General features: G+C 65.1%; 6 protein-coding genes. 2 read left to right on the plus strand and 4 right to left on the minus strand.

Annotated elements, in window-relative coordinates:
* Positions 1 to 216: 216 nt before the first annotated feature.
* The gene (locus tag BT183_RS06130) at positions 217 to 6,603 is read left to right on the plus strand and encodes an apolipoprotein A-IV repeat region-like domain-containing protein (RefSeq protein ID WP_072339937.1); all 6,387 of its coding nucleotides are present in this window, start codon (positions 217 to 219) and stop codon (positions 6,601 to 6,603) included.
* Positions 6,604 to 6,940: 337 nt separating this feature from the next.
* Here the strand turns inward: BT183_RS06130 and BT183_RS06135 are convergent, their stop codons facing one another.
* From BT183_RS06135 to BT183_RS06145, 3 genes are all read right to left on the minus strand, one after another.
* The gene (locus BT183_RS06135; protein WP_072339939.1) at positions 6,941 to 8,152 is read right to left on the minus strand and encodes an MFS transporter; all 1,212 of its coding nucleotides are present in this window, start codon (positions 8,150 to 8,152) and stop codon (positions 6,941 to 6,943) included.
* 99 nt (positions 8,153 to 8,251) lie between these two features.
* Positions 8,252 to 9,076 (minus strand): UDP-2,3-diacylglucosamine diphosphatase, encoded by an 825-nt coding sequence (locus BT183_RS06140; protein WP_072339941.1) that lies wholly within the window; start codon positions 9,074 to 9,076, stop codon positions 8,252 to 8,254.
* A 101-nt stretch (positions 9,077 to 9,177) separates the two neighbouring features.
* On the minus strand, positions 9,178 to 10,263 hold the full coding sequence (locus BT183_RS06145; protein WP_072339943.1) for a glycoside hydrolase family 3 N-terminal domain-containing protein: 1,086 nt from the start codon (positions 10,261 to 10,263) through the stop codon (positions 9,178 to 9,180).
* A gap of 222 nt (positions 10,264 to 10,485) precedes the next feature.
* Between BT183_RS06145 and BT183_RS06150 the strand changes: the two genes are divergently transcribed.
* On the plus strand, positions 10,486 to 10,767 hold the full coding sequence (locus BT183_RS06150) for a hypothetical protein (protein WP_072339945.1): 282 nt from the start codon (positions 10,486 to 10,488) through the stop codon (positions 10,765 to 10,767).
* A gap of 120 nt (positions 10,768 to 10,887) precedes the next feature.
* On the opposite strand, the gene acs is transcribed toward BT183_RS06150, so the two are convergent.
* The gene (gene acs, locus BT183_RS06155) at positions 10,888 to 12,834 is read right to left on the minus strand and encodes an acetate--CoA ligase (RefSeq protein WP_072339946.1); all 1,947 of its coding nucleotides are present in this window, start codon (positions 12,832 to 12,834) and stop codon (positions 10,888 to 10,890) included.
* Positions 12,835 to 12,898 lie beyond the last annotated feature (64 nt).

A 12,898-nucleotide genomic window follows, 5' to 3' on the forward strand; every position in this document is an offset into this window, starting at 1 on the left:
ATTAACCTTCGCTTAAGAAAGCGTTCAGGATGCGTAAAATTGAATGTATAAGGAAACTCCACGAGCATGAGGCAGCGTGGGGTCGAAGGGCGGGTCTGCGGGCATTTGAATCGCATTTTACCCAAATGGACACTGGCCCGGAAACGGGTGACGGTCCATGACAGCTCTAGAGGCCCGGCCTTTCGCAATCCAGCCGACTAAAGAGTTGTAAAGAGTATGGCGAAGAAATCCACGACCCCCCAAGGTGATCCCGCAACTCTGGCTTTCTCCGCCGTCGAGGATGCCCTCAAGGATTCGGTTTTCGGCCTCGAAGGGGCCGAGGACAAGCCGGCTCAACCCCAAAAACCCGCAACGCGCCCGGCACAGCCCGAGCCCTCGTCGCGCACCGAGCGTGCCCGCGCCGCCGACAAGATCGCGGCCCAAGCGGGGACGGTCGCCAATGACGATCGGCTGCAGGGATCCAAGATCCTCTACGGGTTGCAGAGCAAGTCGTCCAACACCCCGACCGTGGTTGCGAGCGTCGTTTCGGCTGGATGGGTGCTCGCCATCGCGCTCGTGCTGTTCGTTCGCCATGGCGGGGAAATGGGGACCCCTGCCTTCCTGGCCTCCAATGATTTCATCGGCCTCGTCGCCCTCGCGATCATTCCCGTGATGGGCTTTTTCGCCATCGCGACGCTGGTGCGCCGTGCGCAGGAATTGCGCAACGCCGCCACCGCCGTGACCCACGCCGCCATTCGCCTGGCCGAGCCCGAAACCACCGCGTCCGAAAAAGTCGCCTCGGTGGGCCAGGCCGTTCGCCGCGAAGTCAACGCGCTAGGCGATGGGCTTGAGCGTGCCCTGTCGCGCGCCGGCGAGCTCGAAGTGATGATCCACAACGAAGTCACCGCTCTCGAGCGCACCTATTCCGACAACGAATCGCGCATGCGGGCACTGATCCAGGAACTCGCCAGCCAGCGCGAGGCCGTGATCACCAACACCGAGCGCGTCCGCGAAGCCATCACCGAAAGCCATACCGGCCTCGTCTTCGATCTCGACATGATCAGCCAGCGCATCGCGGGCACGATCGTGGAATCGGGCGGCAACCTCACCAAGTCGCTGGAAACGGCCGGCAATTCGCTCAATTCCGCCTTTGGCGAGCGCACCGAGAGCTTCGTATCGCTGATCGATCAGCGCACCAGCCACCTGCTCGTGGCGCTCGATGACAGCGCAAGCCGCCTCAACCTGACGCTCGAGGACCGCGCCGGCGCCATCTCCAACGCCTTCGAGACCCGCACGAGCGAGCTCAGCACCGTCATCGATGGCCGCATGAACGCGCTGACCGAAGCGCTCGACAGCCGTGCCATCACGCTGTCGGATGCCATCGACAACCGCACATCCAGCCTCGCCAAGCTTCTTAGCCAGGGCGGCATCACCCTGCTCGACCAGCTGCGCGATCGCGGCCAGGAGGTCTCGAGCGAGCTCGACATCATCGGCACCCGCATCGCCAGCGATATCGCTGCACGTACCACCGAAGCGGAATCGTTGATCTCGAACCTCTCCAAGCAGCTCGACGAAAGCGTTTCCATCCAGGTCAACGCCATGGAAAGCCGGCTACAGTCGGCGATGATCGAGCTCAACGGCGCGCTCGACGACACCACCGAGAAGGCCCGCATCACGCTGATGGGCGCCGGCTCGGAAAACCTCTCCCAGTTCGACAATCGCCTCCAGGAGATCGCCGGTGCGATCGACAGCCGGCTCGGGCTGCTCGACGGCGTTCTGGGCGACAAGGGCGAGAAGGTCATCGCCGCGCTCGACAAGCACAATGCCCAGTTCTCGGCGCGCGCCAACGTGCTCGAAATGGCTCTCGACGAGAAGTCGGGTCATTTCAATGAGCAGGTCAGCCAGCGCACCCGCGAGATGACCGAGACGCTCAACCAGCGGGCCAAGAACATCACCGAGGCGATTTCCACCCGCTCGCGCGAGCTGTCGGAATCGCTCGAGGGCCACGTCCAGCTGATCTCGGATGCGCTCGATATCCGCACCGAAACGCTCAACCAGTCGCTCGATCAGCGCACCGAGGTGCTCGGCGACGCGCTCGAAACCCATACCCGGGCGTTCGCTCAGACGCTCGACAGCAAGACCCGCACGCTCTCGGACGCCCTTGACGGCAAGACGAGGATCCTCGGCGATACCCTGCAGGAGCGCGCACAGGTTCTCTCTGAGGCCATCGACGAGCGCACCCTGACGCTCGGCGACGTGATCGAGAACCGCACCAAGTCGTTCAACGAAGCCATCGAAGTCAGCTCGCGTCAGCTCTCGCACGCCATCGACGAGCGCACCCAGCTCATCGGCGATGCCCTCGATCGTCGCACCGCGCAGATCAACGACACGCTGCAGACCCGGGCCCGCGAACTCAACGACACGATGGCCGGTCGCGCCCAGGAGCTCAACGACGCTCTCGCCGCCCGCACCACGGAGTTCGACGAGACCATCGCGGCGCGCAATGCGGAGGTTGAGGCAACGCTACAGCGTGAGGTGCGGACGCTCGGCGCCTCCCTCGATACGAGGACGCAGGAACTCGCCCGCACCGTCAGCGTGCGCTCCAACGAGCTCTCCGAGGCCCTCAATACCCGCACCACCCAGCTGGGCGAAACGCTGGGCACGCATACGGCCGCCCTTGCCACGGCAATCGGCGACCGTACCGCAGAGCTCGCCCGCACCATCGATGCTCAGGGCTCGGCCGCGCGCGAGCGCATCGACCAGAGCCTGCGCATGGTTTCCGACACCATGGCCGATCGCGCCCATGCCGTGTCGACCCTGATCGCCGGCAAGGTCGCCGAGGTGAACGAGAATCTCGGGCGTGGCGTCGACAGCGCCATCCTGCGGATCGCGGAAGCCGAAGGTGGTGTCTCGACGCGCATCGAAGAGGCTGCCTCGACCGTCGGGGACAGCGCCCGCCGCGCCGCCGACATCATCGAGACCGGCGTCAATTCGGCCCGCAAGTCCATCGTCGATATCGTCGACCAGCGCCTGGGCACCCTGCCCGAGGCCATCACGGCCCGCGCCGAGATCACCGCAGAACGCCTGTCGACGCTCAACACGGCGATCAATACGACGCTCGTGCAGTCGATGACCGATCTCGAGGCCGGTGCCGACCGTCTGGGCGAAACCATCTCGCGCCGCATCGAAACAGCGACCGTCAACATCTCGGCCGACGTCACCGATACGGCAAACCGCATGGACCTCGCAGTGCGCAATGCGCTCGAGCAGATCAATGCCGCCGCCGCCTCGATCGAGGACGTGGTGACCAACAAGGCGGTCGTCGCAACTGATGTGATCGAAACCCGCATCACCTCGCTCAACCGCAGCGTCAGCGAGCACACCACGGGCTTTGCCAATCTGGTCGAAGAGCGCACCGAGCTGCTCGGCTCGGTCCTCTCCAACCACAACCAGGTGCTGCAGAACTCGCTGGCCGACAGCGCCCGCAACGCCGAAGAGATCATGGCGACCTCGACCTCGCGCATCCTCAGCGATGTGACGGCGGCGCTCGGCAAGCTCAACGATTCCAACATGCTCCTCCAGAAGGTGCTCGACACCTCCACCGCCAATCTGGCGCATCTGGAAAGCAGCGTGGCGGCGCAGACGGCCTCCTATTCCTCGACCGTTCGCGACGCGATCGGCACCACCGAGGAAGCCGGCCGGATGGTGTCCGAGCATGTGGGTGCGCTCCAGAGCGCCATTCGCGGCATGGTCGGCGAGTTCGGCAGCCTCTTGGGCAGCCTCAACGCCGAAGCCCAGACGATCGACGCGGCGGCCGCCAACCTCAACAGCGCCAGCGAACTTTCGCTTTCCGCGCTGGAAGAGCGGCGCGGCGCGATGGATGCCCTGGCCACGAGCTTCACCTCGCGGGCCGATGAGATCGACACCCGCATGCGCGGCTTCGCTCAGGCCATCGCAGAAACGGTCAACGACACCGAGCGCCGCCTGATGACGGCCCGGGCGACGATGGAAGATGTCCTCGCGGCTAATTCCACCACCATCGCCGATGCCCTCGAGGCCAATTCCGGCAGCGTCTCGCAGGCGATGTTCAACTCGAGCAATCTGCTGCAGACGGCCCTCGCCGACTCCACCGCGCAGGTTCGCTCGGTGCTCTCGACCACGACCGACCAGGTGCAGCATGCTCTGGCTGGCACCCGCGACGATGTGCGCTCGGCGCTTATCGAAACCGTCGACCAGGTCCAGAATGCGCTGGTCAACACGCAGGATCAGGTTCAAGCCACACTCGCCGCCACCGCCGGCCAGGTGCAGGAGAGCATCCAGTCCTCGACCGAAGAGGTCCAGACCAGCATTTCCTCGGTCACCGGTCAGGTCCGCTCGGTGATCTTCGAGGCCCGTGAGGATGTCCGCACGGCCCTCACCGATACCGCCCATCAGGTGCAGGCCGTGCTGGGCAGCGCCCAGGAACAGGCCCAGGCCTCTCTCGCGGCTTCGACCAACATCGTGCAGGCCAGCCTCGCAGCCTCCACCGAACAGGTCCAGGCGAGCCTCTCGGCCTCGACCGAGCAGGTGCAGGCCAGCATGGCGGCATCGGCTGAGCAGGTTCAGGCGTCGCTTGGCTCCACCCTCGATCAGGTGCAGAGCGTTCTCGCCACGACCCGCGACGACGTTCGCGAAACGGTCACCGCCTCTGCCGAGCAGGTCCAGGGCGCGCTGTCGTCGACCCGCGAGCAGATCGAGGGCGTGCTCCATGCGGCCCGCGAGGACGTGCGCGAGACCGTCGCCGTGTCCGTCGACCAACTTCAGGGCGCGCTCACTGCGACCCGCGAGCAGGTTCAGGGCGTCATGGTCACCACCCGCGACGAAGTTCGCGACACGGTGGCCCTGTCGGTCGACCAGCTCCAGGGGGCACTCGTGTCCACCCGCGAGCAGGTGGCCCAGAGCCTCGGCGATACGGTGGAGCAGGTGCAGGCCGTGCTCAACACCACCCGCAACGAAGTCCGCGAGACTGTCGGCGCCTCCGTCGATCAGCTTCAGGGCGCGCTGTCCTCCACCCGCGAGCAGGTGCAGACCGATCTCGCCGATACCGTCGAGCAGGTCCGTGGCGTCATCGTCGGCACCCGTGACGAGGTGCAGCTGGCCATTTCGGGCACCGGCGAAGAAGTGCGCACCGTTCTGGCGCAGACCGAAGATCAGGTCCGCCTGTCGCTCTCGAACACGCGCAACGAAATCCAGGTTGCCCTCGCCGAAGCCGGCGAGCTGACCCGGAGCCAGGTCACCGATACCCGCAGCATCGTGCGCACGGTGCTTCAGGAAACCGGCGAGCAGGTTCAGTCGCTGCTCGGCGCGACGCGCGAGGACGTTCGCTCGGCGCTCGAGGAGACCGGCGGTCAGGTCGAGACCGTGCTCACCACCACCCGCAATCAGGTGCGCGAGACCCTCGTCTCCACCACCGAGCAGGTGCAGAGCGCACTGGTGTCCACCTCCGATCAGGTGCAGACCGCCATGGTCGGCACCGCCGATACAGTGCAGTCGGTGCTCACCACCACGCGTGACGAAGTGCAGGCAGCGCTCTCTTCGACCGGCGACAAGGTCGAGGCCGCGATTGCCGGCACGGGCGAAAAGCTCGAAGGGGCGGTTGCCGCTACCACCGAGCGCGTCGTGGCCCGCATGGGCGAGCTCAGCAAGTCGGCCGGCAACGAGGGCGAAAAGGCCTCCGATCTCCTGCGCCAGACCCAGCAGGCGATGATCCTCGAGATGCAGCAGGCCCTCGAGGAGGCGACCCGTCGCTTCAACGACACCGCCACCGCCATGCGCGCGACGGCCAAGGAAGTCGGCAGCGAGCTCGAAGCCACCCGTTCCGAACTGGCGCGCGGCGTGATCGAGCTGCCCGAGGAAACCAAGGCCAGCGCCGCGGCGATGCGCCGCGTGGTTGCCGAGCAGATCGAAGCCCTGTCCGAACTCAATGCGATCGTGCGGGCCCAGCCGGCCACTCACGATACAAATGAGCGTCGGTCAGGTGGCGGCCAGCAGGCTCCGCGCCCGAGCCAGCCGGCGGCTCGCGTCGAGGCAGAACCGGCTGCCCCGCGCCCGCAGGCCCCGCGTGCTCCCGAACCGGCGCCCGCAGCGCGTGTCGATGCGGTCGTGGCCGAAGCGGCCAAGCCCCGTCCCCAGGCGGCTCCCGCGCAGACCGTGACGGCCCAGCGCGAAGAAAAGTCAGGTGGCGGCTGGCTGCGCGATGTGCTGCGCAACGCCACGGCTCCGGCCGCGCCCGCTCCGCAGCCCCAGCAGGGCAACTTCACCTCGCTGACCGACGACATAGCCCGTGCGATGGAGCCGGCGGCCTTGGCAGAAGCCTGGCAGCGCTATCAGGCTGGCGAGCAGAATGTATTCTCGCGCCGGATTTATACGCTCACCGGCCAGGGCACCTATGACGAGGTGCGCAAGCGCCTGCAGCGCGATGCCGAGTTCGCCCGCACCGCCGGCACCTACATGTCGGAGTTCGAGCAGCTGCTGAAGCGTGCGGCCGCAGGCCCCGAGCCTGTCGCCGAAACCCGCGAGCACCTGCTGTCCGATCGCGGCAAGGTCTACACCATGCTGGCCCATGCCAGCGGCCGCCTCGGCTGACATCCGACACACTGACACTGCGCAACGGCTCCCCTCGGGGAGCCGTTTTGCTTTGAGGGGATAGTTCCATCTGAAGGCTGGCCGACGCCGGATTCCCACGACACGGCGTCGTGGCTGCCGCGTGCGAAAATGCGTCCAGCGGGAGTTGCCGCGGGGTCGGCAGAGCGTCGCGAGGCCGGTGTGCAGGGGCTTGGCGGTTCGGAGACGCTGAGACATGCACCTGATGCGCTTGATCGTCTCACCGGGGCGGCAAGAAGCTCTACCAGTCCAGGTAACGACCCAGCCGGTTAAGCAGCCCGCAGATCGGGAATACCGCCTTGCAGGCCTCGCCGCAGCCTCAGCGCCAGCGCTCGTGCCGGGGGTGCATCAGCAGGATGGAGATGAAGACCAGCACCGCCCCCACGAGGCACATCAGGCTGGCACCGTAAAAGGCACCCGGCCCGAAGGCGGCGGTGAGATAGCCGAAGCCGGCCAGTGCCAGCACGGTGACGATCTGCCGGATGACGGTGAAAAAGCTCTGCGCTTCGGCGGCGATATCTTCGGTCGTCCAGTTCGCGATGAAGTTGACGATGCCGAGATAGGAGAGCCCGAAGGTCAGCATGTTGGCGACCTGCAGGATCAAGAGACCCCAGATCGGCGGTTCGAGCGCAAAGCCGCCCCAGCGCACGATGCCGGCGATACAGGCCAGGAGCAGCATGTGGCGGGCGGAGAACCGTCGAGCCAAGGGCGCGAAAAACAGCATCGCCACCACTTCGGCGATGGGGGCGGCTGCCCAGAGCGGGCCGATGATGCCTGGCGGGATCCCCTGCTCGCGCCAGAGCAGCGCGCCAAACCCCATCTGCATCATGTGGCTGCCATGCAGCAGCGCAGCCCCGATGAGCGGCAGGAGAAACCACGGCCGGAACACCTGCCTGAGCCGCGTCGCAACCAGCGGGCTCTTGCGCTTCTTTTTTGCCTGCGCATCGCCCGACGCCGTGACCGAAGCGCGGAACATCGGCAGCTGCAGCGCAAAAATCATGCGCAATATCGCGCCGATGAGAATCAGCGGCAGGAACAGGCCCAGACCCCACGCCTCGATGATGATGCCGGCCAGAACCGTCATCACCACGAAGCCGATGGTGCCCCAGACGCGCACGAGCGAAAATTCAGAACCGACCCGGCGGCAAAGCCTGACGGCTGCCGCATCGACCACGGGCGCGATGGCCTGGAACGGCACCACCACCAGCGTCCACACGATCAGCAGCCCGATATAGCCATCGACGAAGAACATGCCGATCGGCGCAATCGCCCCGATGATGGAGCCCACGACGATCGTCGATCGCCAGTCCCCTGCCTTGTCCGCGATGCGCCCAACGACCTGGTTGAACAGGATCATCAGGAAGAACGGCATGGCGTTGATGATGCCGATCTGCTCGGGCGTGATGCCCTTTTCCGTGAGCCAGATGCCCATATAGGGGTTGGAGACAGCGCCCGTCAGAAACATCACGCTGTAGAACTGGGCGGTTCTGCCGACCGGCGTGAAAAGGCGCTCCGCCAGTGGCTGGCCCATCGGATCGGTGCTCCCGGGAAAATCGACGCAAGATAACCGGCAACAGCCGTCCAGCCGACAATGCGCCGCATCGCCCGCAAGGGCAAGCGCTTGGTCCGGTTAACTCAATTCCGGCCCGACCTTGGGTCGCCTCAGGCGCAGCCGCCGCATCCGACGCGGCGGCACCGGCTCGCTCCAGCGGATGAGTTCGAACTGGCCGTCGTCGGTCTCCACGATCGCCGTGCAGCTCTCCACCCAGTCGCCGGTATTGATGTAGTGCACCCCGAGCCGGTCATGGATATCGGCGAAATGGATATGCCCGCAGATGACGCCATCGACGCCCGATTGCTGCGCCTCATGCACCAGCGCTTCCTCGAAGCGGCCGATGACGCTGACGGCGTTCTTCACCTTCTGCTTGGCCCAGGCCGAGAGCGACCAATACGTCAGCCCGAGGCGACGGCGGACCCAGTTGATGACGCTGTTGACGCGCAACGCGAAATTATAGGCCCAGTCGCCGACATGGGCGAGCCATTTGGCGTTCATCACCACCACGTCGAACTGATCGCCGTGAATGACGAGATAGGTCTTGCCCGCAGCCGTGGTGTGGATCGCCCGATCGACGAACTCGATTTCGCCGAAATAGGTGCCGAGATAATCGCGCAGGAATTCGTCGTGGTTGCCGGGCAGCACCACGATCCGGCTGCCACCGGCAAGCTTTGCCAGCATCAGTTCGATCAGAACGTCATATTCGGCCGGCCAGTGCCAGGTCTTCGCGAGGCGCCAGCCATCGACGATGTCGCCGACGAGGTAGATCGTCTCGGCCCGATGCCAGCGCAGGAAATCGATGAGCTGGTTGACGCGGGCCGGACGCATGCCCAGATGCACGTCGGAGAGAAACAGCGCCCGCACATGTCGGACCTGACGTTCTTCCGCCGTATCGAGCATCCGCCCTCCATCGAACCCGGCCACCAATCAGTGGCAATGCCGGCCGACCATAAACGCTTGCCCGGGGCGGGTGAACAGCAAACCGCGCGCGCGCACCGATTTCAGCCCGTCGAACGGCCCATCCGGCCCTTGAGCGCCACGATACGCCCATAGCTTTCCTCGATACGGGCCCTGAAGGCGGGGTCGGCTTCGGCTTCCTCAACGAGAATCGCGCGCACTTCGTCGCCAAGGCTCGCACGTGGTTTGGAGGTGTTGGAAAACAGCAGCACGTCCATGCCGGCCAGCACGGCACGCCTGACCGTTTCGCGCAGCCCGTAATGCTGGCGTATCGCGCCCATTTCGAGGTCGTCGCTGATCACGACGCCCTTGAAGCCAAGATCGTCGCGCAGCACCCCGGTGATCCACTCGGGCGAAAGACTTGCCGGCAGCGGCGAGATATCGGTTTTGACCAGGTGACCGACCATGACAAAATCGGAATAGCCCTGCGCGATCAGCGCGCGATAAGGCGCCAGCTCGGTGTCATCCCAGCTCTCTGTGATATCCACGTAACCCTCATGCGTGTCCCCCGCGCTCGAACCGTGACCGGGAAAATGCTTGAGCGATGTGACGAGGCCCGCCGCCTGATGAGCGGCGATCGCCTGCTCGGCATAGGCCGTCACGATATTGGCGCCTGCCGAAAACGATCGCCCGAACTTGGCAATGACCGGATTGGCGGGATTGGTCGCAAGATCGACCACGGGGGTGAAATTGACGTTGAACCCCCAGGCCGCCACGGCGTCGGCCTGGTGCTCGAACAGCACCCGCGCCTCGGCCACTGACCGGCTTGAAGCGATGGCTGCGGCCGAGGGAATTTCCTCAAAGCCCACGGCTCGCGTCAAGCGCTCGACCGATCCGCCCTCCTGGTCGAGCGAGATGAAGGGGGGCAGATCAGGCGTCGCGGCCAGAAACCCACGGTTCATTTCCGTCACCGCATCGCGGCTCGCCACATTCGTGCGCAGATACATCACCCCGCCGATTTCGCCCTCGGCCAGTTGCGTGGTTACGGCCCTGACAGATGCGTCACCGGCCGAATCGCCGCTGAACCCCAGAAGGATCATCTGGCCGGCCATCTCGTCGAGCGTCTGGGCAAAGGCAGGCGCGGTTGCGAGCGCCAGGGCGGCTGCAAGCGTAGAAAGAAAAAGGCGCATCAGACGTCTCCGCCGCGAATCAAGGGGCGCAAATTGAGAGAGGATTGAGGCGGAAACAGCGGCCCGTGCCGAAGTTCCCCGCTCCCTGTTCATGACAGATGCGAGCTTTCCGCAGCCCTCCCGTTAACTGCTTTCGGCTAGCATGGCCATGACAGACTTGTGACGGCCCACACTATCGGGCGCGGTTTCCAGCCAGTCGGTGCAACATTTGAGGACGTGCAGATGATGAAAGTCTCTTTCGCTGCGGCCGCTATTGCCGGCCTCGTCTTGAGCAGCATCAGTGCCCCGGCTTTTTCACAGAGCGGGGGCAGCGGATCGTGCCAGACACTTTCGGAAACCAATCCGGCTGCCTATCAGCAGCTCTGTGTCGTCCCGCGTGAATATCCCGATTTCGGCGACCAGATCCAGGGCGATGGCGACGCCCCCTCGCCCTGCATCGGGTTCCTGCCCAAGAATGCTCAATGGGGCGATCGCGTTCAGGTCGCTGCGCCCTGCCCGGGCTGATGGCCATGGCGCGCTTAGCCTCGGCCCCATTCGGCGGATCGGCACTGAAGCGCTTCCGAGCGAATGTACAAGCCCGCGCTTACCGGCGCGGGCTTGACTTCATATAGCGTCGCGCCCAGACTACCGGTTCTTGCGGTTGGCGATGAGGTCGTCCACCACCGCGGGGTCGGCGAGCGTCGAGGTATCGCCCAGCGCGCTGAACTCGTTCTCGGCCACCTTGCGCAGGATGCGCCGCATGATCTTGCCCGAACGCGTCTTGGGCAGGCCTGGCGTGAACTGGATCAGGTCGGGCGCCGCGATCGGCCCGATTTCCTTGCGCACCCAGGTCCGCAACTCGGCGGCCAGTGCATCGCTCGCCACCTCGCCCGCCATGAGGGTGACATAGCAGTAGATGCCCTGCCCCTTGATGTCGTGCGGATAGCCGACAACGGCGGCTTCCGAGACCTTGGGATGCGCAACCAGCGCACTTTCGATCTCCGCCGTCCCGAGCCGATGCCCCGAGACGTTGAGCACGTCATCGACCCGGCCGGTGATCCAGTAATAGCCGTCGGCATCGCGCCGGCAGCCATCGCCGGTGAAATAATAGCCCTTGTAGGTCTCGAAATAGGTGGAAACGAAGCGCTGGTGATCCCCATAGACAGTGCGCATCTGCCCCGGCCAGCTATCGGCGATGCAGAGCACGCCTTCGGCCTTGGTCTGCTCCTGCAGCTTGCCTTCGGGCGATAAAACCACGGGCTGCACGCCATAAAAGGGCTTTGTGGCCGAGCCCGGCTTGGCTGGAATGGCGCCGGGCAAGGGCGTGATCATGAAGCCGCCCGTCTCGGTCTGCCACCAAGTATCGACGATCTCGCAGCGGCCACGCCCCACATGTTTATGGTACCAGAGCCAGGCTTCTGGGTTGATCGGCTCGCCCACCGAACCCAGCAGCCGCAGGCTCGAGAGATCGGCCTTGGCGACCCATTCGGCCCCCGCTCCCATCAGCGCACGGATGGCCGTGGGCGCGGTGTAGAAGATCGAAACCTTGTGCCTGTCCACCACCTGCCAGAAGCGGCTGGCATCGGGCCAGTTGGGCACGCCCTCGAACATCAGCGTCGTCGCACCATTGGCGAGCGGACCATAGACGATATAGCTGTGCCCGGTGACCCAGCCGATATCGGCGGTGCACCAATAGACCTCGCCCTCGCGATAATCGAAGACCGTCTCATGGGTCAAAGAGGCCCAGACGATATAGCCGCCCGTCGTATGCAGCACGCCCTTGGGCTTGCCGGTCGAGCCCGAGGTATAGAGGATGAACAGCGGGTCTTCGGCATTCATCGGCTCGGGATCGCAGAAGGGCTCGATGCCCGCCGCCGCCTCGTGCCACCACACGTCGCGGCTGCCCTTTATGGCGATGTCGGCCCCGGTATTGCGCACCACCAGCACCTTCTCGACGCCCGGCGCGTTTTCGAGCGCTATATCAACATTTTTCTTGAGCGCGACGGTCTTGCCGCCGCGCCGGCCTTCGTCCGCCGTGATGACGATGCGGCTGTCGCAATCATTGATGCGGCCGGCCAGCGCATCCGGCGAGAAGCCGGCAAAGACCACCGAATGCACCGCCCCGATGCGCGCGCAGGCAAGCATCGCATAGCCAGCCTCGGGGATCATCGGCATATAGATGGTGACGCGCTCGCCCTTGCGGACGCCGAGGCTTTTCAGCACGTTGGCGAAGCGGCAGACCTCCGAATGGAGCTGGCCATAGGTGATGTGCCGCGCGTCCGCCTTCGGGTCGTCGGGCTCCCAGATGATGGCGACCTGATCGCCACGGGTCGCAAGATGCCGATCGATGCAATTGGCCGCGATATTGAGCGCGCCATCCTCGAACCAGCGGATCGAGACATCGGGATAGGCGAAGCTCGTGTTCTTGACCTTGGTGAAGGGCGCGATCCAGTCGATCCGCTGCGCCTGCTCGGCCCAGAAGGCATCGGGCTCGGTTATCGAGCGCCGATAGAGCTCTTCATACTGCGCGGCCGTGGTGCGGGTGCGCGCCAGGGTCTCGGCGCTCGGCTGGAAAACAAGGTCTTGGGACATACCAACTCCTCCCATGAAGTCGTGCCCGTTCTAGACATTGCGGCAAGTGGGGGCAAGCCGGGCC

The organism is Devosia enhydra (assembly GCF_900119845.1).
GTDB lineage: Bacteria > Pseudomonadota > Alphaproteobacteria > Rhizobiales > Devosiaceae > FPKU01.

What these genes read in the sequence shown, in the direction of transcription:
- BT183_RS06140 (WP_072339941.1), bottom strand. Translation starts at nt 9,076, where the DNA reads ATGCTCGATACGGCGGAAGAACGTCAGGTCCGACATGTGCGGGCGCTG.
- BT183_RS06130 (WP_072339937.1), top strand. Translation starts at nt 217, where the DNA reads ATGGCGAAGAAATCCACGACCCCCCAAGGTGATCCCGCAACTCTGGCT.
- acs (WP_072339946.1), bottom strand. Translation starts at nt 12,834, where the DNA reads ATGTCCCAAGACCTTGTTTTCCAGCCGAGCGCCGAGACCCTGGCGCGC.
- BT183_RS06150 (WP_072339945.1), top strand. Translation starts at nt 10,486, where the DNA reads ATGATGAAAGTCTCTTTCGCTGCGGCCGCTATTGCCGGCCTCGTCTTG.
- BT183_RS06135 (WP_072339939.1), bottom strand. Translation starts at nt 8,152, where the DNA reads ATGGGCCAGCCACTGGCGGAGCGCCTTTTCACGCCGGTCGGCAGAACC.
- BT183_RS06145 (WP_072339943.1), bottom strand. Translation starts at nt 10,263, where the DNA reads ATGCGCCTTTTTCTTTCTACGCTTGCAGCCGCCCTGGCGCTCGCAACC.